Source organism: Rossellomorea sp. LJF3 (assembly GCF_037046045.1).
Lineage (GTDB): Bacteria > Bacillota > Bacilli > Bacillales > Bacillaceae_B > Rossellomorea.
Genome location: NZ_JBANLY010000014.1, coordinates 64430 through 89507 on the forward strand (window position 1 = coordinate 64430; position 25078 = coordinate 89507).

The 25078-nt window shown below is 43.4% G+C and carries 35 protein-coding genes and 1 pseudogene; 3 read left to right on the forward strand and 33 right to left on the reverse strand.

Going from position 1 to position 25078, the window contains the following annotated elements:
- Positions 1-80: 80 nt before the first annotated feature.
- From V8G47_RS14070 to V8G47_RS14140, 15 genes are all read right to left on the reverse strand, one after another.
- Positions 81-671: a non-canonical purine NTP pyrophosphatase gene (locus V8G47_RS14070; RefSeq protein ID WP_336200678.1), complete on the reverse strand. Its 591-nt coding sequence runs from the start codon at positions 669-671 to the stop codon at positions 81-83.
- Positions 668-982 carry a hypothetical protein gene (locus tag V8G47_RS14075; protein ID WP_336200679.1) on the reverse strand — a complete coding sequence of 105 codons (315 nt, stop codon included), beginning with the start codon at positions 980-982 and terminating at the stop codon, positions 668-670. Before V8G47_RS14075 ends, V8G47_RS14070 begins: the two co-directional genes overlap by 4 nt.
- A gap of 31 nt (positions 983-1013) precedes the next feature.
- Positions 1014-2951, reverse strand: coding sequence for a DUF2207 domain-containing protein (locus V8G47_RS14080; protein ID WP_336200680.1), 1938 nt, complete (start codon positions 2949-2951; stop codon positions 1014-1016).
- Between the two features lie 33 nt (positions 2952-2984).
- Positions 2985-3509, reverse strand: coding sequence for a 5' nucleotidase, NT5C type (locus V8G47_RS14085; protein ID WP_336200681.1), 525 nt, complete (start codon positions 3507-3509; stop codon positions 2985-2987).
- Positions 3506-4084 (reverse strand): GNAT family N-acetyltransferase, encoded by a 579-nt coding sequence (locus V8G47_RS14090; RefSeq protein WP_336200682.1) that lies wholly within the window; start codon positions 4082-4084, stop codon positions 3506-3508. Before V8G47_RS14090 ends, V8G47_RS14085 begins: the two co-directional genes overlap by 4 nt.
- A 14-nt stretch (positions 4085-4098) precedes the next feature.
- The gene (locus V8G47_RS14095; protein WP_252189289.1) at positions 4099-4413 is read right to left on the reverse strand and encodes a hypothetical protein; all 315 of its coding nucleotides are present in this window, start codon (positions 4411-4413) and stop codon (positions 4099-4101) included.
- Positions 4414-4502: 89 nt separating this feature from the next.
- Positions 4503-5435, reverse strand: a complete 933-nt coding sequence (locus tag V8G47_RS14100; RefSeq protein ID WP_336200683.1) for an aminoglycoside phosphotransferase family protein — start codon at positions 5433-5435, stop codon at positions 4503-4505.
- Between the two features lie 69 nt (positions 5436-5504).
- A complete protein-coding gene (locus tag V8G47_RS14105; RefSeq protein WP_261752124.1) occupies positions 5505-5930 on the reverse strand; it encodes an NUDIX hydrolase in 426 nt (141 codons plus the stop codon).
- Positions 5931-5982: 52 nt separating this feature from the next.
- On the reverse strand, positions 5983-6222 hold the full coding sequence (locus V8G47_RS14110; RefSeq protein ID WP_336200684.1) for a hypothetical protein: 240 nt from the start codon (positions 6220-6222) through the stop codon (positions 5983-5985).
- Positions 6223-6238: 16 nt separating this feature from the next.
- Positions 6239-6634 (reverse strand): hypothetical protein, encoded by a 396-nt coding sequence (locus V8G47_RS14115; RefSeq protein ID WP_336200685.1) that lies wholly within the window; start codon positions 6632-6634, stop codon positions 6239-6241.
- 77 nt (positions 6635-6711) lie between these two features.
- Positions 6712-7356, reverse strand: coding sequence for a uridine kinase family protein (locus tag V8G47_RS14120; protein ID WP_336200686.1), 645 nt, complete (start codon positions 7354-7356; stop codon positions 6712-6714).
- A 23-nt stretch (positions 7357-7379) separates the two neighbouring features.
- Positions 7380-7559, reverse strand: a complete 180-nt coding sequence (locus V8G47_RS14125; protein ID WP_336200687.1) for a hypothetical protein — start codon at positions 7557-7559, stop codon at positions 7380-7382.
- 35 nt (positions 7560-7594) lie between these two features.
- Positions 7595-9004, reverse strand: coding sequence for a M3 family metallopeptidase (locus V8G47_RS14130; RefSeq protein ID WP_336200688.1), 1410 nt, complete (start codon positions 9002-9004; stop codon positions 7595-7597).
- Positions 9005-9031: 27 nt separating this feature from the next.
- Complete coding sequence (locus tag V8G47_RS14135) at positions 9032-9355, reverse strand: hypothetical protein (protein WP_336200689.1); 324 nt, start codon at positions 9353-9355, stop codon at positions 9032-9034.
- Positions 9356-9369: 14 nt separating this feature from the next.
- On the reverse strand, positions 9370-9840 hold the full coding sequence (locus V8G47_RS14140; RefSeq protein WP_336200690.1) for a DinB family protein: 471 nt from the start codon (positions 9838-9840) through the stop codon (positions 9370-9372).
- A 126-nt stretch (positions 9841-9966) separates the two neighbouring features.
- On the opposite strand from V8G47_RS14140, the gene V8G47_RS14145 reads away from it, so the two are divergent.
- Positions 9967-10440, forward strand: a complete 474-nt coding sequence (locus V8G47_RS14145; protein WP_336200691.1) for a GNAT family N-acetyltransferase — start codon at positions 9967-9969, stop codon at positions 10438-10440.
- Between the two features lie 39 nt (positions 10441-10479).
- Here V8G47_RS14145 and V8G47_RS14150 read toward each other — a convergent pair whose 3' ends face one another.
- The 4 genes from V8G47_RS14150 to V8G47_RS14165 all read right to left on the reverse strand — a co-directional run bounded on the left by V8G47_RS14150 (position 10480) and on the right by V8G47_RS14165 (position 13739).
- On the reverse strand, positions 10480-10854 hold the full coding sequence (locus tag V8G47_RS14150; RefSeq protein WP_336200692.1) for a VOC family protein: 375 nt from the start codon (positions 10852-10854) through the stop codon (positions 10480-10482).
- 77 nt (positions 10855-10931) lie between these two features.
- Positions 10932-11870, reverse strand: coding sequence for an RNA polymerase sigma factor (locus tag V8G47_RS14155; protein ID WP_336200693.1), 939 nt, complete (start codon positions 11868-11870; stop codon positions 10932-10934).
- Between the two features lie 44 nt (positions 11871-11914).
- The gene (locus tag V8G47_RS14160) at positions 11915-12835 is read right to left on the reverse strand and encodes an ABC transporter permease subunit (RefSeq protein WP_336200694.1); all 921 of its coding nucleotides are present in this window, start codon (positions 12833-12835) and stop codon (positions 11915-11917) included.
- The gene (locus V8G47_RS14165) at positions 12816-13739 is read right to left on the reverse strand and encodes an ABC transporter permease subunit (protein WP_336200695.1); all 924 of its coding nucleotides are present in this window, start codon (positions 13737-13739) and stop codon (positions 12816-12818) included. Before V8G47_RS14165 ends, V8G47_RS14160 begins: the two co-directional genes overlap by 20 nt.
- A gap of 154 nt (positions 13740-13893) precedes the next feature.
- Here V8G47_RS14165 and V8G47_RS14170 point away from each other — a divergent pair, with 154 nt between their 5' ends.
- Positions 13894-14319, forward strand: a complete 426-nt coding sequence (locus V8G47_RS14170; RefSeq protein ID WP_336200696.1) for a YybH family protein — start codon at positions 13894-13896, stop codon at positions 14317-14319.
- 11 nt (positions 14320-14330) lie between these two features.
- Entirely contained in the window at positions 14331-14912 is a 582-nt protein-coding gene (locus V8G47_RS14175) for a GNAT family N-acetyltransferase (RefSeq protein WP_336200697.1), read from the forward strand.
- Here the strand turns inward: V8G47_RS14175 and V8G47_RS14180 are convergent.
- The 14 genes and pseudogenes from V8G47_RS14180 to V8G47_RS14245 all read right to left on the reverse strand — a co-directional run bounded on the left by V8G47_RS14180 (position 14871) and on the right by V8G47_RS14245 (position 25034).
- Positions 14871-15170: a hypothetical protein gene (locus tag V8G47_RS14180; RefSeq protein ID WP_336200698.1), complete on the reverse strand. Its 300-nt coding sequence runs from the start codon at positions 15168-15170 to the stop codon at positions 14871-14873. The two genes, V8G47_RS14175 and V8G47_RS14180, sit on opposite strands and share 42 nt — an antisense overlap.
- A gap of 16 nt (positions 15171-15186) precedes the next feature.
- Positions 15187-16170, reverse strand: coding sequence for a phosphotransferase (locus V8G47_RS14185; RefSeq protein WP_336200699.1), 984 nt, complete (start codon positions 16168-16170; stop codon positions 15187-15189).
- 217 nt (positions 16171-16387) lie between these two features.
- Positions 16388-16924 carry a GNAT family N-acetyltransferase gene (locus tag V8G47_RS14190; RefSeq protein ID WP_336200700.1) on the reverse strand — a complete coding sequence of 179 codons (537 nt, stop codon included), beginning with the start codon at positions 16922-16924 and terminating at the stop codon, positions 16388-16390.
- Between the two features lie 285 nt (positions 16925-17209).
- On the reverse strand, positions 17210-17812 hold the full coding sequence (locus V8G47_RS14195; protein ID WP_336200701.1) for a hypothetical protein: 603 nt from the start codon (positions 17810-17812) through the stop codon (positions 17210-17212).
- A gap of 142 nt (positions 17813-17954) precedes the next feature.
- Positions 17955-18194, reverse strand: coding sequence for a hypothetical protein (locus V8G47_RS14200; RefSeq protein WP_336200702.1), 240 nt, complete (start codon positions 18192-18194; stop codon positions 17955-17957).
- Positions 18195-18627: 433 nt separating this feature from the next.
- Positions 18628-19272: an HAD family hydrolase gene (locus tag V8G47_RS14205; RefSeq protein WP_336200703.1), complete on the reverse strand. Its 645-nt coding sequence runs from the start codon at positions 19270-19272 to the stop codon at positions 18628-18630.
- Positions 19273-19302: 30 nt separating this feature from the next.
- The gene (locus V8G47_RS14210; protein WP_336200704.1) at positions 19303-19839 is read right to left on the reverse strand and encodes a hypothetical protein; all 537 of its coding nucleotides are present in this window, start codon (positions 19837-19839) and stop codon (positions 19303-19305) included.
- A 24-nt stretch (positions 19840-19863) separates the two neighbouring features.
- Entirely contained in the window at positions 19864-20481 is a 618-nt protein-coding gene (locus V8G47_RS14215; protein ID WP_336200705.1) for an NUDIX hydrolase, read from the reverse strand.
- On the reverse strand, positions 20478-21038 hold the full coding sequence (locus V8G47_RS14220) for a GNAT family N-acetyltransferase (RefSeq protein WP_336200724.1): 561 nt from the start codon (positions 21036-21038) through the stop codon (positions 20478-20480). Before V8G47_RS14220 ends, V8G47_RS14215 begins: the two co-directional genes overlap by 4 nt.
- Before the next feature lie 69 nt (positions 21039-21107).
- Positions 21108-21608, reverse strand: a pseudogene (locus V8G47_RS14225) (GNAT family N-acetyltransferase); the annotation flags it as partial.
- Positions 21605-22318 carry an alpha/beta hydrolase gene (locus V8G47_RS14230; RefSeq protein WP_336200706.1) on the reverse strand — a complete coding sequence of 238 codons (714 nt, stop codon included), beginning with the start codon at positions 22316-22318 and terminating at the stop codon, positions 21605-21607. The gene V8G47_RS14230 and the pseudogene V8G47_RS14225, both read right to left, overlap by 4 nt.
- 75 nt (positions 22319-22393) lie before the next feature.
- Positions 22394-23524: a serine hydrolase domain-containing protein gene (locus V8G47_RS14235; protein ID WP_336200707.1), complete on the reverse strand. Its 1131-nt coding sequence runs from the start codon at positions 23522-23524 to the stop codon at positions 22394-22396.
- Positions 23525-23571: 47 nt separating this feature from the next.
- On the reverse strand, positions 23572-24360 hold the full coding sequence (locus V8G47_RS14240; protein ID WP_336200708.1) for a class I SAM-dependent methyltransferase: 789 nt from the start codon (positions 24358-24360) through the stop codon (positions 23572-23574).
- A gap of 122 nt (positions 24361-24482) precedes the next feature.
- The gene (locus V8G47_RS14245; protein WP_336200709.1) at positions 24483-25034 is read right to left on the reverse strand and encodes a hypothetical protein; all 552 of its coding nucleotides are present in this window, start codon (positions 25032-25034) and stop codon (positions 24483-24485) included.
- Positions 25035-25078: the final 44 nt, after the last annotated feature.

Genomic DNA, 25078 nt, shown 5'->3' on the forward strand with positions numbered 1-25078 from the left:
CTTTTCTTCATTGCAAAATGGTTGGAGTACATGAATAACAGCTATTATTCAAAATCCGTTGATCATTCTTATACTCCCAGTCATAATGCAGAATACCATTCCCCAAACTTCTTCATCCCCGAATCCTCTTTCACCTGGTTGTATTCCATAAAGTCACCTTCATCAAATTCAGCCATCGTTTTTTGAAAATGACGCGGAATAAAGATATACCAAAGGTCGGACCAGCTATTCACATTCTCGGATCCTCGTATTTTTTCCGCGATGACGCCGGGAGATCTGCTCTCAAAGAATCTCATTTCCTCCCCGTCATAGTAAGCCAGACAGGACCTGAATTCACAGGCTCTATTCTCCTCCCCGTGCATCAGCTTTAAAATCCCCTCGATGCCGATCGTGTCCAGCATATGATTCACATATGCCCTCGGGAAACCATTCAATGTCGAGATGAAAAAGCCGGAATTCAGCGCTATGCATGGTTTGTTCACGATGGAGTATGCCTGCAATACTTTTTGTTTTGCGATTTCCTTGATGTCATCACTTCTCGGTTCACTTAATTCTGCTTCAATCGGCAACACCTTTATGTTCGCCAACTCCTTTTGGGCAGAAGCAATTTTCCCTTTGTTGGTGGTGACAAAGATGATTTCTTTCATGGTTTTCTCTTTCGTTTCTATCACATTTCTTCCTCCCGATCCTGAATGCTTTCATCCAAATGTGAATCACTGACTTTTTTCAATTGAAGCTGATGATACCCTAAGACAATAGCCAACACGCCCATCACAAATAAGATGCTTCCTCCCACCAAATAGGTATTGATATACCCTTTTAAAATGACTTTGTAATATTCTGGACCGCCAATACCATTATTGAAAAACTGTGCCTCCGCAGTGGCAGTTCCAAAATAAACATTAAAGAAAAACATAATAAAACCCACCATCGTTGACAAAATCCCCAGGATGATGACAAGTGTCAAGTTATCCTTTGTCATGGGCGTTTCCCCTTTCGTAAACCGCTATTGGTCAATCTGCACCGGCACCTCCACCACCACCGCCGTCAAATCCTCCGCCTCCTCCGGAAAATCCACCGTCAGAGGAACCGGAAGACGTGCTAGGAGGGGGACCGCTCCACTTCCATGAATTCGTCAGAAACTCATGAGGATCCTGTCCCGATAGGATAAGGGCTGTAAGGGGGGCTGCTGAAAACAATGTACTGTCTTCCATGCCTTCACTCGATATCCTTTTCAGTTTCCTCTTTCGTTCAAACAGGAGGGTCCGGACCATCCACTTATCCATCTCCTCCCCGTTTCCTTTCGGGTACCCTTCTCTCTTCACCTGTTTTCGGAATCGACGGATGCACGCTTTTACATCAAGTGCCGCTCCCGACAACGTATGGCGAGGGACGAAGAATAAGAGAAATAACGTTATTAAAAGGCACAAAAACAGGAGAAAGAAGGAGGTTTCATCCTTGAGTTGAGCAATCGCAAAAAATGAAATCACACCAAAAACAAGTGCCGGCCACTTCTTTTCATTCTTCCACCATAGGAATACAAGGGACCCACAACCAATGATTCCATAAAACCACATGGCAAACATCGATTTCATGTCAAAGTGATAGGCACATAAAGTTCCAAGCACAATGGAAAGTGGTGCAAGCTTCGTAACGAAGTGGAACCAGCGATCATGGAGGAGTCCCGCTTCCTTGGCTTCTTTCAACACTTCGGCAAACCATTCTCTTTCCTGCTCTTTCAGCGTCTTGACCTTTGTATGATACTTTTTCACATGGCGGCTGAGATCTTTCTCACTCTTTGTCGCCCCGGCAAGATCGGTCATGGCAAAGGATGCGGAACCGTTCTTCCCTCTTCTTTTAAAAATCCAGGACACCAGCTTTTCTTCCATCGCCGATAATTGACCTTCAGAGGTTAGGGTAAAGAACAAGGTCTCATCCGGTGACCGGGCATCGCTGAGAAAACGGGTCGTCGTCTTTTGTTTACGGACCGTCGCCTTCCCTCTTTCCACCAGGGAGTACAACCCTGCCATCAATGCTCCATGGGTGAACTTCCCCCGCCTGTGGACCATATATAAAAGAAGGGGATCCGACTCCAGTACATCCCTCGTTCTCCCATTTCCTCTTATTCGGCCAATCATAAATCCAAGCATCATGATGAATAAAACGGCACCTAGGGTGAGTGCGAGCCCACCCAGCACTTTATTGAATGTTTTCATTTGAGCTTCCCTGTGAGCGACAAGGGCCACACGGTCTTCTTCTTCCTGAATGGCCGCTTCCAATGATTTTGGAGCCGCGATCTTTTCCTGCTCACTCATGACTGAAGAAGGGAAAAGCACACGGGTTTCCGTTAAGGAATACGTATTGGAAACAGGGGTGGTAAAGCGCACCACCTCTGGCCCCTCCTCTTCCACCTTCCCCTTTGGACCGTGAAAGAAAGCGTGATACTCCGCCGGGTCGAGTTTTTCAGGAAAAACGAAATCAATCGTTACATTATGTAAATCAATATCATGATTGCCATCTGTTCCGAAGAAGGGAACCGTCACATCGCTGTATGAATCATACGATTTCACGGCAGCCTTCAACTCATAAGCAAATAAAATGGTCTTCGTGGCGTCCTCCACGGGGAATGGTGAACGATACGTACCATCCTCCCGTTTCACATCCAGTTGACGGATATCCCCATCCTCGATGAAGCCAAGCTCCGCCTCTTCATTGATCAGTTCAGAGGCTTTAAACCACTGCACTCCCTCATGGTTATCCTCATGAATGGCCCTTCTGACACTCTTGTACTTTCCATCGAACGTGTACGTGAACAATTCATTCACCAGCAAGTTTCCATTCGGCTGTATCCACGCACGGATCTGTACTTCATCGATACTATAGGACTTTGCATAAGCCGTCTGTCCAAAGGAGAAGAGCAGGATAAATAGGATGGCTAATTTCTTGAACATATGCTTTACTCCTCCTTATTAAAAAATCAGGACTTATGATAAAAAGAACGATCTCACTTCATTCCAATTCTCTACGCGTACATATCCCGACTCATACCGGTTATGAGGAGCTGAAAACAATATCCCTTCCCCCTTAAAGTCTTTAAAATGCCTTGGGCTGTCGTCTATTAAATAGTCTGCATGAATAATGCTTTTGTTACCGCAGAAGACAAATTGTAAGTCTGATAGAAACGGGAAATGTTCTTTTAGCCATTCGTATTTTGCCGTAAAAGAAGTGGGATGCTCCATTGCAGCAGTCGTGATGTAAATTTCATAGGATTCACTCAGCTCTTTGATCACTTCCTGACTCCCTTCCATCACTTCCAAATCCCTGAAGAAATCGGGATCATCTATATACGAAAGGATGTCATCGGCATCATGGGGACGTATTTTCCATAGTCTTGTCCCCTGTAAGTCATCTGGAGTCAAACTCTCATTATATTTCTCATTAAATAGATTCAGGTGCTTTTTATGTAAGTCGGCGATTACTTCATCCATATCAATGGCTATCCTTTTCATACGTCCCCTCCCCTCATGAGAAGATACTCTTCACGCAGAAGTCCATACACCGCACAGTCCTTATACTGATCCTTAGCATTCCTGATCATATGCCGGATGACGCCTTCCTGTTTCATCCCGGCTTTTTCCATGATCCTGCCTGAAGCGGGATTATCCGTATTATGGGCGGCGGATAATTTGTGTACATTCATGTGAATAAAGGCAAATTCCACCAAGGCTTTCAACGACTCTGTCCCGTACCCCTTATTCCACCAGTCATATCCGATGGAATAACTGACCTCACAGTTTCCTGTAGATGGATCAAAATCATATAAATCAATCTCCCCGATCAGGGCACTGCCATCCTTGAGTTCTAATCCCCAGTGACAAAACTCTTTTGAATCGTACCCGTCCACAATCTTCTCCATCCGCTTATGTGTTTCAGCAATGGTCTTGTGCGCAGGACTGACACGATGATCGGAAATCCGTTCATCAGATAGCCAGTGATCAAAGGCTCTTTGCGTATCGTCCATGCACAACTTTCTAAGATTCAGTCGATTTGTTCTTAAAACAGGGGTACCCTTAAAGTAAATCATGCCGTCACTCCGATCTAAAAATAAGTCACCATCATCACCACAAAACTAACAACCGTAAACAAAAGGACACCATAAAACACCGATCCTACATTGGATTTCAGCTCATTATCTTTCTGAATCTTCCACCCTGCCTGACTTGCTCCGAGTGTAGCGTTTTTGGATAACGCACCGCCACTGCTATTAAAAAAGAAAAGTCCCACTGTTAATCCAAGACCGATGAAAAAGCTCCATTCCCCGAAAGAAAATGAGAACAGGAGACTCCCGATCCAAATCGCAACGGCAAGGATCACGGCCGTCACTAAAGATGTTCTTGTGAAGAATTTTTTCATTTTGATTCCCCCTCGTATTATTTATACTTACGTTCGGGGATTGTAAAAAGTTTCAAATTCCAGTCAAAACGAGGTCACAGACGAGTGGATTAGATAACTTCCCAATACTCTTCACGATTCAAGTTCTCCACACACCACCGATAATGACCATCCTCACACGTCGGAGAATAAAGATTCGCTGTCATCAAACTATAGATTAGTACATAGAAATATAAATCTTTCCTTACCCCTTCTCCCAAAGTGGAAACAATGATGTCCAAGTACCTCTCGGGTAGACTAGCATTCAGCTGATTATACATATCCAGGCACACCCATCCGATCGCCACATCAAACAGATAATCCCCATACATGGTCAGCATTCCAAAATCAATCAGCCCTGTTACCTCATTTTTCTCATTGATTAAGATATTCCCAGGGTAGAAGTCTCCATGAATGATGGAATAGTCCCCTTGATACCCCGATGCAAGTCTTTCCATAGTAAGAGCAAGCTTTCCCTCATAATCCCGGACATCCCTCTCAAAATAAGGTTTCAACTCTGACTGTTTAAGCTTTATCGTTTCACTTAATAGGTCATACCAATTATCCATTCTGCCTGATGACATACGGTGGTCATGAAATAGTTGGAATCCTTCCATTGTTGATTTTCCTTGAAGGGATTGCAGTTCCAGATTTGCCTGAAGATACTTTTTCATCATGTTTGTCTGCTCGTCATGGGTCATCCCCGCAAGCTTGCTTTGCAAATCGCTTCCCTGCATCCTCTTTTCAATCGTCACTAACATTCCATTCTCTACTAAGATTTCGTGAATATAGGGGAGCTCATAGCTCAGATGATCTGCCGTTAGTCCGGAATAGAAATCTCTTAACCTCTTTTGCTTCGCTGCATCGGACAAATCATTATATACTTTCAACACTTTATCATCATTTAAAGCATATACTTCCGCTTCCATACCAGAACCCAGCAAATCAGCATCAGAAATACGGAACCTGTCCAGGAGATTCGATTTCATGGTGTCTTTATTCATTTTTGTCACCTCTCTAGTAAGAACGATTTCTTACCCTTTTCACCATCCATAAACCACTAAACCACATTCTTAAAACTCCACAAAAAACGGATGCTGACTCTCATCCAAACAGTACTCGATCCGCTCTCTAAAATTCGAATGCGTCACCATGTTGAGCGCCTCGTCAATCGGAAAAAATGCTACCTCCAGACTTTCAGAAGAAGTAGTCGGTACTCCTCCAACAGGCTTTGCGAGAAATAAGGTATTACAGATGGAACGTTTCACATTCTGAAATACTCCGCAAAAAGCCAGTAATTCTATATCAATACCTGTCTCCTCTTTCGTCTCCCTGATCGCCGCATCTTTTAAGGATTCCCCTTCTTCCACCTGACCGCCGGGCATTTCCCACCCACGTCTTGGTCCCTTTATTAATAAGATTTCCCGGTTTTCATTTATAACAATTGTAGCCGCTGAAACGATATGTTTCGGCGGTGTGTATGTTTGTTGTGTCATCATGCTTCCCCCTTATATTAAAAGGAGCTTACCTTTCACGATAAACCCCCGATACTTAAAACCCTTTATTCATAGACCAAATGAGTAATGGCCCTAATGCATAGCCGAATACCACACTCATAATTCCTAAAACCATAAAAACCATTCCGTACCTATTCTCCCCGTAGTCCCTTTTCAGAACAAGACCCATGCAAAAGGCGTTAACTCCGGCAAGGATGGAAGGAGAGATGACTGCGAACAGAGTGGATAGCCAACCGATGAAGATCAGAATATTGGTGCCATTCTTTTCTTTCATGGAATACCTCCTTGCATTATAAAGGCTGACCCCTTCCAGCAGTCGTGAAAAATGCCCCTCTCACATAAACCGTATAGATCAAGACAATCACCGAAAATACAACATTCCCTATAAATGGTTGTTGAGGATGGTTCGTTGCGATAACCGAACTGATCACGCCAAACAGCACTGAGTACGAGACGAACAACCAGAATCCCCATCTCCTCAACTTCATGTATCCATACACCATCAACAGAGAAAACAGTGCCAATACTATTCTCATCAACCGTTCAGGCAGGATCGATACACCAAAGCGTTCCGAAATGCTGATGGCGTCAGCATCAGCCTGATAAAAAATGGCGGTGAATACTAACACCACTGCTCCAAACACATAGAAATATCCAATTAGGGATACACCCATTGGTCTCTTCAACTCTTCCACCACCCCATCGCTTAATCGTATATTTCACTAATACCAATTATGTCAAAATAAACCATTATCCTCAATCACTATTTCATTTTTAAAGAATTTTTCTCCACCCAACACCCCTCATCCGAATTCCTAACCACCACATCAAAATGCTCACTCTTCGGATGCATGAAGACTTCATATTGAACCCTTCGCTCGTCATGGGTCTTCCGTAGATAATCCTCTTCCATCCCTCTTTCGTTTATGTCGCGGATACCCCTTCTCTTGAGCTCTGTCTCCCCATCTGTGTAGAAGTATATTTTCAGATCGTATAAATCCGGTTTGCTGAACGCGACGGACATCCCTTCTACAATCGTCAGGTTGTTTTGGGAAGAAATGAGCCGGCTTGGATCATAGGGTACGTCCAACGTGTACAAATCCATTCCCTCCCTCACCATCCTGATGTCCCGATCAAGGGCGAATACATGGTGAGCGTCCGGATGACATGCGGTCATTTTGGACTGATGCTTTTCGTTCTTATATTCATACTCTATAAAAGAATGCTTCCTGACTGCCGAACTCACGATATAAGGATCAGTGTTGATATAATCGACTTCTCCTAGCAGCGTCATCAGTTTCTTCGCAAATGTCGTTTTACCAGAAGCACCGTGTCCTGAAATGCCAATGACCATTTTCCCTTCCTGCTTCGTCAAACGATCGGCTATGGTATGTAAGATTTTATCCATGGTTTTACTCCTTCTCTCAATTATTAATCTTCTCCACTGACATCGGTTTCTGTACTGTCTTCATCCACACCGTCTGGATGCCTCATTTCAAACATCTGCCCACGTTTTCTGAATTGCTTGATCATCATGGCCAGTAAGACCCCGACCAAAGAAAGATAGAAGAGGAAATCGATGTGAAAAAACAAAGCCACACTTAATAACAAAATAGAGGGAAGCGCTATGAGTAGTTGAAGCAGCTTCACTGTAGCTTCGCCAATCTCACAAATTCCTCACTATCCTTCACGCACAGCCCCATCCCTTTTTCCCAAAAGGATTCCTTCGTAATGTCTTCCCCCAAATGCTTCATGACGAGTTCTTCTGCCGACATGCTGCCTGAATCCCGCAGGAGAGCCATATAATCGTCCTCGAATCCTTTTCCTGTTTCCTTCGCCCTGGCGAAAAGATGGAGGGCCAGTAAATAACCAAATGTGTACGGAAAGTTATAGAAAGGAGATTCCGTTTTATAAAAATGGGGAGTCCATATCCACGAATGAACAGGGACCTCATCAAGGGCTCCAGCATACCCCTCTTTCATCGCCGACCCCATCAGCTCGTTCAGACGTGCGGCAGGTATAAATCCTTTTCTCCGTTCTTCGTGAACCTGTTTCTCAAAAATGAATCTCGCATGCAGATTCATAAAGTTCATGACGCTCCTCTTCAATTTCTCATCTAGAAGGAACAGCTTCTCTTCGTCAGTCGCCGCCTGGTCCATGGCCGCTTCAAGGATGATCATCTCTGCGAAGGTGGACGCCGTTTCCGCCAAATTCATGGGATACGATTTGTTCATCCCGTTTACCTGTTTCATGGCATGGTTATGAAAGGCATGGCCCAGTTCATGTACAAGGGTCAGCACGCCTTTAAATGTGCCGGGGAACGTCATAAACACCCTTGACTCCCCCGTCAACGGAAACCCGGCACAAATGGGAACCGCCGACTTACCGGGACGATTTTCCGCTTCGACCCACCCTTCACGGAATGCGGTATCCGCAAACTCCCCCATTTCTGCTCCGAATGCACGAAACCGCTCCTCGATCAACTCGGCTGCTTCTCCGTACTCCATTCCTTGATGGTCATGATTCATCGGGGACCAGAAGTGATAGGACTTCATTTTGGCATCGCCATTCATCCCTGCCTTGACATTCAGATATTCCGCAAACGGCTCTTTATACTTATCCATCACAGAAAGCATCGCATCCAGCGTTTCCGGCTTCATCCGGTTTTGAGCAAGAGGAATCTGAAGAACATCCTCGACGCCCATGCTCTTATACATATTCAATCTGAAGCCTGCCAGATGATTCAGGATCTGAGCGAACTGTCCCTCTTGCTCGGTCCATTTTGCCACCAGCGCTTCATGAGATTCTTTTCTTATCGACTCATCGGCATGGGTTCTGAGATTAATGGCCTGTCCAACCGAAAGCTCCTCTCCTCTCACCCTTACCTTGATGCTGCTCATGAACGACTGATACAATTGACCCCATGCATGGTATCCGTCTGCCATGAGGTCCAATACTTCCTTAGAAGGCTCCCGTACCGCTTCTTCCCGCCACTCGTTCAGTATGAACCGATAATCCTTAAGATTCTCTGAAGTAAGCAGACATCCCCATACCACTTCCTCTATGGAAGCTAACATTCTCTTCTAGTCAATCGTGATAGAGTCATAACTTGATTGAATAGCCGTCGTTTCCCCTCTATAAAATTGCGCTCCCTGGTCGTCCGGATCCACCGAAAGCAGACAGATGGCAAATGATCTCATCTGTGATATCGACACCTTTATCTCTCTTAGCCGATCAAGAACATTCCCCAGTTGATCTGGATCCAGCTCCACTTTCTGCATCAGCTCTTCCAGCTCGGAAACCCTGGCTTTCGTCTGTTTCATATGGTCTTCTAATTCGGGTGATGCGCTTCCTTCGTTGAAAATGCTGTCGAGATTCCAAACCACCTTATAATCCGTATCATTCATATTCCATTCTCCCCCTAATCCCAGAGATTCGCCCTCGTAATCCCACCTGTTCGTAAGTAATCCAATAACTGACCGGCGTGAACGGATTCGTGATAAGCGATTCTCATCAGCATGTCGCCCATTTCCCTCACATAACCTACATCGGAACGATCAATCTTAACTGCAGATAACGATTCTTCGTTCAATTCCGACACATATTCCAGGAAACTCTTTCTGAACGGCCTGGCAAGCTCCAACTCGTTTTCCACTGAAATGTACGGCTTACCTGCAAAGGGTGATTCGTATTCATTTAAACTCCCTCCATTGATTAACGCCATGTGATAATAATGTTCACTTTCCAACACATGACGAACCATCTCGATACAAGACATGGCGTCACCATCTGGTTTCCAATGTAAAAAGTCCTTTGGAATGCCCGACCAAAGCTTTACGCTTCTCCGTCTCACTTCTTCCAAATTAAGTATGATTAATTGAATTGCATTCATTTAGTACCCTCCTATTCAAACGTATGTTCTTATTTTAGCTTATTTTCTACTATCTTCCAATCAAAATTTGTCCCAATTTTCTAAATAGACTATAATTCCCTTATACTACTAAACGGAGGAATTATCGTGCCAATCACTTTAGCCTTATACAACGAAACCCATGACCATCAGCTTAAGGACTTCCATCTCCCGGAAGAGCAGCTCCAATTCACGAGCCTGCCCCTTGATAAAATCCATAAGCCCACCATCTCACCAGACACCCGCCACATCGTGATCTTACGTGATGACGTACCTGTCGGTTATTTTGCATTGGAGAACGGGGATAAACTCCGTAAATATTCGAATAACCCTAACGCAAGACTCTTAACCTCTTTTTCTATCAATGCAAAACACCAGGGACAAGGTATTGCCAAGGAAGGGCTGAACCAGCTGCCAGGTTTCATCAGGGAACATCTTCCCGAGACCGACGAAGTGGTCCTCGGCGTCAATAAACGAAATAAAGCCGCCATCAGTCTCTACCTGAAGACGGGCTTCACCGACGAAGCCGAAGTATATGTGGGACCTAAAGGACCTCAGCATGTTCTCCATTTGAAAATATAAAAACAGGAATGTCCATTATCCTGGACATTCCTGTTTTCATTATCCCGTACAGATCATCACTCGATTGCCATCGGGATCCTGGATGATGAAGAAGGAAAAATCATCGAATCTTGTGATGTCAGTGACAATTTCATAGTTCAGCTGTTCTACATACGAATACGCTTCCTCTATGTTTTCAGTGTGAAAATTAAAGAGAGAGTGTTTACTCTTATCAGCCTCTTTCATCACACCCCCTGGTCCTGCATCCAGGGTCAATCCGGTAAAATGATTGATGGCCAGATTATAGACGGGATCTTCCACCTGATCGATATCATACGCCTGTCCTAGTAACTCCGAGTACCATCGGACGGAATCCTTCAGATTGCTGACATGGACGAACACCGTATTGATTTGATTTAAAATCGGACTTTGCATTGCTTTCCCGCTCCTTTATCATTTGAATGTCTTCATCCATAACAACGCAGGAAACGGTCAAAACCTTACAGGTGAATTTAAAAAATATGATAAAAACAGGTGGCGTTCAATTTCACCTTCAGATCATCAGCTGCTTGTTTCATCAAGTCCCATGAAAAACAATAGAAAGCCCAGTGCGTGATCTCCTCTCCAACCGTCTCGATTAAATGGAGATTATTGAGATACAGATCTCCGTCAAGCTTCCTCTCCATCTCGACAACGACCTGCTTGCCCCAGAGCATTCTATATTCGGCAACAATTTGATGCTGCGTATCGACGACTTCCTTCCAATCGTTGAGAGAATTCCCCTTCGTTTCATCTCTGCCCATTTCAATTCCGGCGTGAACGATATTGACTGTGACATTTTCACTCAGCACCGAAGCAATCAACTCGGGATCCTTATTTCTGAAACCATTCAATAACGTATTAAGGGTCGCATTGGGAACCGGATCAAGGGCAGGTGTGGTTGTCACTTGCCTTTCCTTTGCTTTTCTAAGGATCGACCTTGCTCTCGTCAGGTTCGTATATACTGCCCCTTCCGTCGTCAATATCATGCCTGCAATCTCACTTGCCTTGAACTGGAAAACCTCTGCGAGAAGAAGTGAGACATATTGATGGGGAGTCACATGCTGCATGAGAAACTCTAGGTGATCCATTATGTCAAAGTCGAAAGTTGACTTGCGGTCAGGCTGAATCTCTTCCTCCAAAGACTGGACCGTATAAGGATTGCGTCTATAACGATCAATCCACAGATTGGTCGCAATCTTAAATAAATACGATTTCATCTTTACAGGCCGATGCAATTTGGCAAGGATGGCAAGGGACTTGAACAGTGTATCCTGCACCAGATCCTCTGCATCCCAGGGCGACCGGGTTAACTTATAGCAATACTTCCACAAATCCGATCGATAGGGTTCGATTTCCTTTTTAAAACGCTGCTCGATTTCCCTCAGATCATCACTCAAATGTGTGGTCATAGCTTCCCACTCCTTTTATATCACAACCGATTGTTCAGGATATGTTAGTAAGAAATATTTTTAGTCGAATGATTCCGGACACCACGATCACCCGAAAGAAAAGATGACCTTCTCCTCATATAATCTCCATCGAAAAGGGTCCGGACCCCGTTTGTCACCAGGGTCAGTGACACAATCAGAAGGGTCAGCATGAGGACCGGGAAGAAAATGATCCATGGAGACAGCATCAATTCATAGTAGTTGCTCCCGATGAATGCCGTCCACCCGGGAATATAAAAACCAAGGATCGACACGTGCATCATCAGGGTCAATACAGCAATCATTTGACCGCTGAATATTAACAGGAACTTCCCTCTCACGCTCGGAATGACATGCTTTACAAGAATGTGAAGATGTCTTCCTCCCAGCACCCGGGCACCCTGGATGAATTCCTGCTGCATGGCCAGAAAGGTTTCTTTTCCGATCAGCTGCGATAATGAGGGGATGCCGACTCCGATCAAGATCCACGTGGTCATGGTCCACCTGAAGTCGGGATCTCCCATAAAAAGATTAAAATCCATTAATCTCATACTGTAGAGTAATAGAAAGGCGAGAAGCGTAGTCGGGACAAAATGAAATCCTTCTATGAAAACATCCAACCATTTCAGCCTTCGATAAAGGAGTCCGTAAAGAAGTCCCAATACCATGGAAATAAGCATTCTCCCACCTGTGACAACTAGGGCAAACTTCAGAGTCGTCATGGTTTGTCCTAAAGTCGCATCAAACATATCCATCCCGCCGGTCGAAGTGCCAAAAGGATGTTCCCATGAGGGAGGGAGTGGCTTTTTGTTATAGTAATCTTCTTGCGAAATCTTTCCTATGTCTTCTTTAAAGAAGTGAGTATTTACATAGCTTGTCCCTAACAAAAGGACCAGCAACACTAGACCCGCTATAAGGCTTCCATGCTTACATAGCCTTCTGATCAACATACATCACTCCTTTCGGCAGAAATGATTGAATCAAGAAAAAGACGATCGACAATGGGAGTGTGAGTAAGATCAAGCCGGCCGATATGATTTCGTAACTCGGATGATTGGTCATGAATTGTAAAATGCCGTAGATGTTATACATGTATTCAAGGATGATCATGTTGGATAGAAGCAGTAGATACATATATTTCAAGTTATAAAAAAAGGAATAAAGGACGTTGGGAAACACATGCCGGATCAAGATGTACAGCTTCCCCATCCCCTTTGCCACCCCAAGCTCGACATAGGGTTTACCGAGTTCATTCTCATACATCAAGATCGTATTTTTATAGAGATAAATCATGGGGATCAATGACAGCGTGAGTATCGGCAGAAAATAGATCTTTTGTCCGGATACTGAATAGGGCTCTGTCACAAGTAGATTCGTATGTTTAAATACCCAAATGGCCCCCAGCTGCAAGGAGAAAATCACGAATACATCGGGCAGCGCCTCTAGAACCGTAAGAAAGGTTTTCGCTGCTTCCTGCATCCTTCTGGGTAAATAAAACGTTCCCGTCGTAAAAATAACCGCAAAGAATAACGCAATGAAAAGTGAGACAAAAAGGAGAAGAAGTGAATACGTATAGGATTCCAGTATGTACGGAAAAATCGTCCTCTCGACGTTGGTACCCTGTGCTATATAGCTGATCTCTTTAAAGTGCAACAGCTCAATAAACGTCTTCTTTAATTCAATGAAATAGTTTCCTGGAAAAAATCCTAATTCCTTTGTTTCCATTGCAAAAGGCTGATCAGCCGGTGGCGGAATGTCTTTAAACAGAAGTGCTGGAATATGGCAAATAAAGATGACGCTTAACGTAATGGCTACTAAAACAATCAAAAAACGACCGAATTTACGCCCCATTCAATCCCCCCTGACTCTTTTGGAAAACAAATCCAATTTAGTATCATGTTAATACAAAGTTCAGAGTGATGACAACCTCTTTCCGAAAAATCAAAGGAGGGAAATTACCTCAGTGTCTTGAAATAGTTAAGATGAGATCAAAGGAGATGAGAAAATGACTGTCCAGGACGTGCTCGAACAATACAAAGATGCGATTCACGAAAGAGATATCGAAAGTTTCCTCTCCATCTATGACCCCGCTGTCCATATTTATGACTGCTGGGGGAAATGGGAGTGTATCGGACTTGCTTCATGGCAGGAGAATGTGACGGAGTGGTTTATCGGATTAAAGGCTGATGGAGAAATCCTGAAAGTCGACTTTCAGGATGTGGTGATGGAGGAAAATGCCCATCTTGCCTTTGCCCACTTTGCCGTGACATTTGCTGCCCACAAAGAAGCATCGGGGGAGAAACTTCGCCAGATGACGAACCGCTTTACATTCTGCTTGGAAAAAGTAAAGGATACATGGCTCATCACCCACGAACATTCTTCATTGCCGATCAGTACGGAGGATGGGAAAGGGATGTTTGGGCTCAGGTAGAGGAGGACACCATGCACATTCAACAAATTGACCGTTCAAAGCTTTCCCAGTACGCAACCGTTTCAATTGCATATGAAGTGACAACCGAGCTACACGTTTGTCCCATTCACAACGGGCTGGGAGGGCTTCGGTTGGTTGAAAAGCCGTGCTCCCCCTATGTGAAGGACTATGATCTCTTACCGGATTGTCATCCACTTTATTGGACAAAACAGTTTAATTTAGACGAATGGGGATTGTTCCTGGCTATCGAAAACGGCATGTACGTTGGGGCTGCTGCGGTGGCTCCAGAAACGGAAGGCACCGCGACCTTATGGGACTTGCGCGTGCAGCCCGATGCCAGGGGGAAAGGCATTGGCGGGAAACTGCTGGACACGGTCATCCATTGGGCGAAAGACCGTGATTACAAAACATTGATGGTGGAAACCCAGAACGTGAATGCCCCTGCCTGTACGTTTTATTCCAGCAAGGGATTTATTTTAGAGACGATTGATCAACATGGATACCGTGATTCTTTAGTAGAGAACGAAGTGAAATTAATATGGTCTATGGATCTAAAGCTCTCCAGCATGAAAAAGGAGAAGGATGAGTGGTAGAAGGAAGACTCCAATCATGGAAAGCAAACCAATGATCATGATTCGTTTTAAGGGGGCACTCCAGATTAAGCGAAAAGCGGTTCCTAACAATAAAACAACTAGAGTAAGACCAGCAACCGTCCCTGCCGGCTCCGCTATCCCGAAATGTGATTGGATAAAGGAGCCTTGATTTACATCAAATGAAGTGAAGTTCACCCCTAACAAAATGAGTAGCAGCAGTCCCAGTACCATTGCAACGTAGCCGCTTTTCTTCTTCACTTTTTCACCGCCCTTTTTATTTCATTTCTTTTAGCCACTTCAACCATTCCGGTATTCTATCTGCATACTCCCCGAGCTCTCCTATCGTTTCGATGACCTGCCTGGTCCCCAACCGCTGCTCTTCTTCATCCGTACATTCCAACCACAATGACCTTTTCAAGTTATATTCCAACCAACACAATTTTCCAGAAAAGCCGTTTGCAAGGACCGCTTCCCAGTCTGCATTAATGGCACCATTGTCACCTTTATACCCACTTATAATCGCGGAAAACCGGTCTTGATCGGACGTGCCCGACCAATACAAGGCAGTCTCAATCAGATCATGCATCCGATGAATAAAGCCCGCCGACTCCCAATCAATTACGACCGGTTCCCCGTTCACCCACATCACATTCTTCGGATCTAAATCCCGATGACTCATCACCCTATTGTTTCCAAGCTTTGACTCCGCCTCACGTGCCCCCGCATCCCACTCATACAGATTCGCAATGATATCTTCGAAGGACTTCACCCACTCTGCTTTCATATCCTGACCTTTCTGTAGATAGGCATTCCAATCAATCGAGGGACGGACCTCTGTCTCTTCCGGTTCTATTCTTAAGTATTGAAAATCTGTATGATGAATGTCTGCCAGAACTGACCCTATCTTCCTACAATGATCAATGCCGATTTCATCCTGTTTTACACTTCTGCCTTCTACCCAATCAAACACCAGAAACCATTGGTCCCCTACCTTCTGAATCGCATTCCCTTCGAATGTCTTTGCCGGAAGAGCCGGCACATTTTTGGATACGAGTCGAGCGACCTGTTCTGAACGGATGTAGTTACCAAGGGCATCCGGCCTTTTCATGATAAAAGGGTTCAAGGCTTTGACGGCATATTTTCCTTTGGTGGTTTCCACTGCATACATGGTGTGTAAGAAGCCGCCCGACACTTTTATGGGCTCTGTGATCCATTCGCCAAGATGGGTTTGGAGGCATAATGCTTTCAAATATTCCATGAATGTTCACTCCCTTTCAGCCCCTGAATCATCATATTTCAATTCCACACTTCCTTAAAACGAATGCCGAAGAAAAATAAACTGACGGCAATGCCACTATCCAGTAAAAAATATTTTTCGACATGATCATATTAAAATAGTAAAAAAACATCGTGATCCAAGTGAGCATCAATACTATCCCAAGTGCTTTTTTCATCGTTATCTAATAACCCCTTTGTTAAAATCTCTTCACCAGCTCAATATCGGCAAAACGATCTTCTCCACACTCAGAATCGCCGTAGATTCCATTAATCGTATCAAGCCCAAGCTTCGTCCAAAAACGAATGGCTCCCCAGTTCTTCAACGCGACATTCGCCCGCACTTCCTTGAATTCGTGCTGTTTCACGATATTCAGTAATCCCTCCACTACTTCCTGTCCCAACCCTTGTTTATGATAGTCAGGATCAATCGATAGATAGTTGATATAAAAGGATTCCGCTACAGGGTAACCACGATAGCTCACAAGCAAACCAACTAAATCTTCGGACTCCTTCATCCGGATCACCTGAATCCTAAAGTTTTCTTTGGTTCCACCCGGCGGCAGGTCGCCCTCCCAGAAACAGCGCTTAACAAACCCTTCATCCAACGTTCCGCCGTCCCATTGATGGATGTAACTGCCCTTTTCATAGAGGGCCTGAACATGGTGAATCTCCTCTTTTCTGAGATCAGCCACTATTAATCTCTTTGTTTTCCATTTAGTTGGAATAGGTTCCATAAATCATTCCACTCTCCTACTTTTTCTTTGAAGCATCCGAATACTGTTTATTAAATTCCCGTATCGATAACTTTCTTATAATCAATAATAGAATCATAGAAATAATGAAACACAATGGCGCCACTATGTCACTGAACTGAAATCGATCATCGCCCCAGGTGTCAAATCCCATAATAAATCCGTTTGCCAAAAAGAAGGTGAAAAATAGATATAACACCATGACTTTCCACGAGTATTTAAAGATACTCTGCATCCATCAGATAATAAAACCTCCCTGCATTCTTCTTAAAGATTGAACGTTACTTCAAGTCCCGTCGGCTTCTTTTTAAAAGGAGTCCCATATTCTTTGAATGTCAAGGTCATGCCGGATAGGTATTCAGGTAACCTTGGAGTGACAATAAAGTCAAAACTCGTATGTTCCTGCGATCCGCCTCCACCCGTTACCCGGCAATCATAGCGGTTCCCTATCTCCAGGTGCCAGAAGCTGTTTCGGTGAAACCTTTCTCGTTCATAGCTTTCATCATACTCCTTGTCGATGTTCAAGTGGACCACACTGGCATTGGCATATTGCTTTATAAACGGAACGGTATATAAACATTCTTCTGTGTCAACCGCTTGTAAAATGCGTATATATTTTTGAAAGTCCTCGGGTTCAATTTGTGGCTTGAAAGCCTCTTCATTTTCAAGCACCCCAAAGATCGACCTTAAAAGGTCCTCGTACACATCATACTTTTCTGCCCATTTTGCAATATATTCGAGTTTTGGATACCCAGGGTTGTTACAGGATAATTGTTTTCTTTGTTGTAGCAATGAACATAGTTCCTCATCGATTGGCAAAAGTTTTTCGTCATAATATTCCGTTGGTCGTTCGAACGGCATGCGTCTCATTTGATCAACCTCCTCTTTCACGAAATCCATACCCTTATATTACCAGAAACACAACTGAAGTTCCTCTCCAACTACAAAAAGGATAGTGCCTCGAATAGCACTATCCTTTCTATATATATTCATCCAAACTTACAAGCATTTATTACTGCTTACTTAGTCTTTCTATTTCAGATTCAACATTATAAACTCTCTTATTTAATGCCTGTGTTTTATCATCAAGGTGGTCAACTATCTTTTCGGTGTATGATCCAAGACTATCAACCAGGTTTTTTTGTAGCTTATTCTGTCCTACCTCAAGTCTTGCTTGTCCATCCTTCAAATCATGAATATCTGTCTTAATTTCTTTTAACTCATTAAGAATCTGTTTCAAGGTCTCTTCCACAACGTTCAACCTCATTTCTACAATTTCTCTCTTACATTATAGCAAAAAACAAAGAAAAATAATATGAGCTTTACATCTCCATTATACTAATACCACGCATCTTCTTTTTCCGTTAGAGTCACAAACAATGGCATCACTAACATACCTCCCATTACGAACACTATGAACAATGGGAGGTAATCAAATAGGAATGAAGGAACAAAAAGCACAGGTATCAGCATGGTCATGCCCATCAAAATCCTCTTGGAACGTGAAGTGAAATACAGCTTCTTAGCGCAGTGAGAGCACTCCATATCAGGTCTTTTCACGATCATTAATCTCTTGAAAATATAAAACCAAGCTTGCATTACAATGGATACAGTGTGCCATCAGCCAGCCCCCTTACTCACCCTATAACTCTGCATCTCTCTTAAAAAACAGTTAAAAAGAAATACTATAAAATATTTTCCTCTATCAATACTTCTAATGAATTTTTTTCTGCTCTATCTAAATGTACACCCTTAATTCCGACCTGTTCAGCTCCATGAACGTTCTTTATGATATCGTCTATAAAAATACTTTCATTCACAGTAGCTCCCAGTTTATTTAATGCTGTATGATAGATGGTTTCGTCTGGTTTTTCTGCATTCACAAAAGCAGATAAAATAATTCCATCAAAATATTTTCTTATATTTAACTTGTCAAAGATCCAATCCATACTTGGCATAGCATTTGAGATGACTCCTAATCTATATTTCTTACTCAGTGAATCTAAGACTTCTTTCACTTCTGGAAACAGCTCACACTGAGCAGCATAATGAGCGAAAAATAATAATTCATTGGTAAGATCCTCTTCTCCAAGTTCTTCAGCAATTGCCCCATAAAAACGTTTGTAGTATTGCTCTTCTTCCTCCCACCTGGTGATAAATGATAACTTCTGCTCTTTTGCTTTTCTTATCGCCTTATTTATTGCTTCTATTTGATATCCTCTTGCCTCCAGCAAGTTCCTTATCCGGTCATCTCCCTTTTGAAAGGTATCAAAAAGGACACCACCAGCGTCAAAGAAGATACATTTGATATTGCTACTACTTTTCTCCAACTTCTGAACCTCTTTTCCCTGGCAGCTTTTCTATCTTTTTATTTTCGCAATAATATTATTAACAATCTCTGATTCAGACAGCATCCCATCAACAATCAAATCAGAATTTGGCTTTACTGAATTCAACATACTAATATAGCCAGCCTTCCCCCGAAGCATATAGTTTTCAAAATCCACAAGAATCTCTTTTGAAGAGCAATTTTGATAATCCCTTAATATTCTACGGGCCAAAGCAATATCCAATGGAGTGTCGATAAACACAGCATAATCAATGAAATCCCTGGTTTCGCTATGTAAATAGGCAAATGGAAAATCTAAAATAATGTAGTCCAGAGGTTTATCCAATAACTTGTTCATATCTCGAATCAACGGTGTTAAATCCCACTCATCAGGACTGCAACCATTCTCAATCCACTCTATCATGTCATCTGGACCCTCAAAGTCATACGTATCAAAAGAAAGAACTGCACTATGACCCAATTTTGTTTTCAAACCGGCTGCTATTGTCGTTTTCCCGCCTCCTGAAACCGCTGCTACAGCAATCACGTTTGGTGTTTTTTTATTCATATACTCTCCGATCCTTGATGAAAATCAATCATATACCGCTTCCTTCCCGCCATCCCTCAAAAATTCAAACATCATCTTAATCTGCGATTCTGTATTTCTTTTAACAGACAACTCCGGCAAATCGTTTTCTTCAAAAAAACCGATCCCTTTCGTCTCGACGCCACTTCTGGCTTCTCCGCCGGTCAACCTGCATTGGATGAATATTTTGTAGTAATGGTGTGACTGCGGGGGATGGGGATGTTTGTTCAAGTCGAGCAGAGCGAGTAATTTTACAGGGGTGACATCATATCCTGATTCTTCCCTTATTTCTTTTACGACGTTTTCACTGGGAGACAGGCCGATGTCACAGAATCCGCCTGGCAATGCCCATTTGTTATCGATTTTTTCTTTGACCATCAGGATTTTATCGTCTTTGAAGACGACACCCCTCACGTCCACTTTCGGTGTCTGATAGCCTGATTCATTCGCGAACAAATCCTTTATCTTCGTCATCTCCAAGCCGGTATGTTCCTGCATGATTTCCGTACTGATCGCCCTTAATTCTTCATATCTTTCCTTATCATAAACGTTCTTGGAAAAGGCCAGACCCGATTGAGATAAAGCCTGTATCCGCCTCGCCCATTCCAGCCATTTTTCGCTCATCGCTTTGCACTCCTTTCGTAATCCGATTTGTTCAGTCGATAATGAAGATACGGTTCTTCCTCAACCGTTACCTGCTCTTGATAAGTAAACCCGCACTTCTCTATGACTTTTAAAGATGAATCATTATCTTTGAGAGCCACGGCGTTCAGGAGGTCAATGTTGGTATGAGTGAACAAATACTCAATCAACCCAATAGAGGCTTTGGTTGCATAGCCCTTCCCCTGATGTTCACTGGAAATGGCATACATGATTTCCCGGTTCGGTGCAGGCAGCTCTTCTTTAATTCCTGAACAGCACCACCCGATCAACTCCTCTGTATTCTTTCGAAATACCCCCATTTTCAAAAAATGATCCGCTACGTCCCCTGTATGGTCAGCCGCTTCAAGAAAAGCTTTATTAGCCGGTATTTCATAATGTGTCAGCCACTCGACCCTTTGTTCTACTGTTGATTTCCAATCAGGGAGGTATTGGGCTATTTCGGTTTGGTTGGAGATTCTGTGTATATGGTGGGCATCTTCAATGGAGAATTCCTGCAGATATATGTCTCCACAATCGATTCTGAAAAGTTTGCGACCCTCACTGGTATCTAAATAATGCGTAGCATTCGGATACCGATTGCCTTTAGTAAAACCGAACGATTTATAAAAATGATCCGCTTTCTCGGTATCTGTATTGAGGACCAAGGCGCCGAAGGAAGGTCTGGCATCGAGGATGATTTGCTTTAATAGAAGAGTACCTATCCCTTCATTCCTGCATTCTTTTTTCACATAAAACCTTCTTACTCTTCCGGTTTCATCCGAGGATGGATCGATGTTAAGTCCACCCACCGCTATGAGCTCATTCTCCTCATCATAAATACCGTATAAAGCTTCACCTTGTTTGTTGAAACGATTGGTGCCATCTTGATAATCGTTCAGAAGCCTTTCAACAAAGCGGAAACCTTCTTCTTTACTTTCTTGTACTAACGTATTTAAGGCTTGCTCCAGTAAATTATTAATTTTCTTCACCCTGTATTTTTCCATAGTCTCTCCACAAAATATTATTTCTCCTATTAATAATTGGAGATGATTAGCTGTTATGGTTCCCTGACTACCGATGACGTCCATACCTACAGCTTTAATTCTCATTTCGACAAGCCATTCAACCACCGTATCAAATCCTCGACCATGTCCGAAGTAATCTGATGATTCACACCCTCATACACACGGAAATCTACATGACTTCTATTCTCCTTCAAATAACGGTCATAATCCATTTGTCCCTCAATCGGCATGATTTGATCACTGTCCCCATGCATAAGAAGAACCGGGGAAAGACCGGCCGCCCACTCGACAGGGTCGTAATCCTTTAAACGTTTGTTCAACTGATCAGGTATGTCACCACGACCATCTCTTTCTCTAAATAGCTTTTCAGACAACACAAATGAGCCCGACCCGTTCATGTTAACCAATCCACCCACCACTGGTTCACGGGCAAAAATCCCATTAGCAATACAGCCACCCATTGAGCTGCCTATAAGGATGACATTCTCTTTATATATTCCTAACGTATTCACAAAATCATGGAATTCATCAATCGTCGTCATGATCGTTTCCCAGAAATAAGCCTGTACAGTTTTTGACTCAAAATGGTCTGCAAGCTTCTGTCGTGTATCGTGATAGATGATTTCTGGAACGATTACGTTAAATCCTTCTCCGGCAAGTTCTTCCGCCAGGTCTCTGTACCCGAGAGCACTGCCTCCCCAACCGTGGTAGATGATGATGACTTTATTCGATTCGTTTTGTTTATTCGGTTCAATAGAATAATAGTTGAATGGATTGATGGTGTTTTTTTGCATATTGGTGCTCCTATAAAAAATTTTTATTTATTGGAAAAGGACGAGCACAAGTTTGCACCTAAAATAATCATGGTGCTAAGTATCCATAAAAACATCCATGATCTTATCACAAATATCATGATGGGCCGTCCCGTCAAAATTGAGAAGGATCACTATTCCCAGGTTGAGTTCAGGCACTATTGTCATGAGTGATCTTACTGCCATTTGGCCGCCTCCATGTTCTACCACTTTTAAGCCTTTATAGTTGTCTGTAAACCATGCAAGTCCGTAACTTCTCACTTCACTTCCAAACCGCCATTCTTCCCTCACCAGATGAATAGGGCTTTGCATGTCTTCAATTAAATCCGGCCTTAGGAAAGTCGGTTTTTTAGTAAGATGAAAGGCTAAATACTTTCCTAAATCATTTGCTGTTGAGTATAAATAGCCGATTGGTGCAGAAAGAGAATTTTTTGGAAAAGGGGTTTCCGTTTGATCCTTGCCCATATAATATTTTGCACTGTTCGGGTCATCTTCAACAGTCTTTGAGTCACTTGTGGTGCGATTCATATTCAATGGGGTAAGGATTTCATCTTCGAGATGGGTTTCCCACTTTACTCCTGTCACCTTTTCGAACATATCGGCCAGGATGACATACGCATCGGTGCAATAATTCCATCCCTTCCCTACTGGATATTCCAATTCTACTTTTCGAAACCATTTTGTTACATCTTCTCTCGTTTTAACACTTTCAATCTCTTCTTCCGTTAGATTGTAGTAGTCGAGCGCCTCCTGAAATTCAGTAGGGGTGTCCGAAAATATTTCTTTTACATTCGGAGCCGTCATATTGGCAATCCCTAAGTCTGCCGGGAAGCCTGCCGTGTGGGATAAAAGATGGCGTATCGTGATCCTATCACTTTGCTCTTTATTTTTTGTTCTGAAATATGGCAGATAGTGCACAACCGCATCACTCAATGATAGGAGGTTCTTTTCGACAAGTTGCATGATCGAAAGTGCCATGAAGTTCTTTGAAATACTTTGAATGCTCATCATTGTATTTCCATCCATCGGTTGGTTTACAGGGTGAATCTGTGAATGACCAAACCCTTTGGAATAGATGATGTCTGAACCATTCACGATGGCAACGCTAGCTCCGACTCCTTGCTGATCATTCATTATGTGCTCGATATAATCCGTTATGTTATCTAGTTTTTCAATTGTTAGTTTCATAATGGTCTCCTTTAGATATCTGGGATTTCTAACTGTGCTAGAGTTATTTACCCCTTCCTCCCAATCTTCACCGACAACCTCGACTCCTCTATAAACACTCCCGATGCACTCATCTCAAGCATCGCCTCTTTCACTTCACGTTCAAATAGCGAGACGTCCGATCCAAGGAAACGCTTCGAACCATATGAAGTCGAGTAAAGGTTCCCGAGCAGCGACTCGATCGTCCAGGTGATTTCGTAGATAGGCAGAGTATGTTTTTCAAGGTTGAACTTAGATTGAGAAATGATATCTTCGTGAGGGGTGACGGGATGGGTGTAGGTGGAGTTCCCGGCTTTCCGCTCGTTCCCATACCATTTCTGGATCAGTTCATTAAATCTTTCTTGCCAGGGTTGCAATGTCTTATGGGGCTCGTAATTGTCTATGATCGCTACCCCGCCACCTGGTGTCACGATGTCAAATAATTCATCCAACACCTTTGCCCGGTCCATCCAGTGAAAGGCTTTGGCGATCGTCACGAGGTGGTATTGATGGGAATGGTGGTATTCTTCCAACGTCCCATTGAACCACTGAATATCGCCTGTCCTTATTTCCCGGTGCAGCCGTTCCGCTTCTTCTATCATTTCCGGTTCCCTATCGATCCCGACAATCCTTTTACACCAATCTGAAAACCGAATGGTCAGATGTCCCGTCCCGCACCCCAAGTCCAGGAGGTTCTGAGCTCCGTTTAATGAGAACTCTTCAACCAAGAATCTGATTAAAGTGGGAGGATAGATGGGTCTGTATTTTGAATAATAACTTGCTGACCCCTTAAATAAATCCGTGCCGTATGTAGTCATTCATGTAACCCTCCATCGTTAGCTTCTTACCAATTATTTCAAATAGAAAGAATGAACTCAATCATTTTTCATAAAAAAAAGAAACTTATCACTATTAAAATAAGTTTCCTTTCATTAGCTGATCAGCAGCCAAGAAATCGTATGAACAAACCGCCACGCACCGTCACGATCTGTCGTCCGCAGGCATCGGTGATCACCTGAGGGGCGAATGCAAATGCACCGACCGTATCAAAGCAATCGCCTTGGCAAGTATCCGTTTTGCAAATCGTCTGGATCACTTGATTGACGGGTACGGACACATCGCTTGCAAGTGTACAAGGCAGTTCCCCGAGTTGAAGTCCCCCTTCAATCGGCGTCAAGTCTCCCACGTTGATATGAAATCTGGCGGTTCCGACTAGACGTACGGCATCCACTTCAACTGGACACGACAACGTGCCTCCGCATGGGTTTTTCACCACGCCTTCTGCTTCCTGCTTTTCCAGCATACAAACCAGTTCACTTAAATCAGAACAGGCCGTGAAGCTGTCGAACGTCGTGAAACGGAACGTAAATCCATCGGGAACAACCGCGGTTGCACAATAATCAATCGTACGGTCGCAAGCTTCCTGCCCGACATCCAATTTATCTACCATTTTTCCTTCTGCATCATAATACACCACTTTGTTTTTCAACATCATTATCTCTCCCTTCTATTACTATGTATATGCATGTTTAGTAG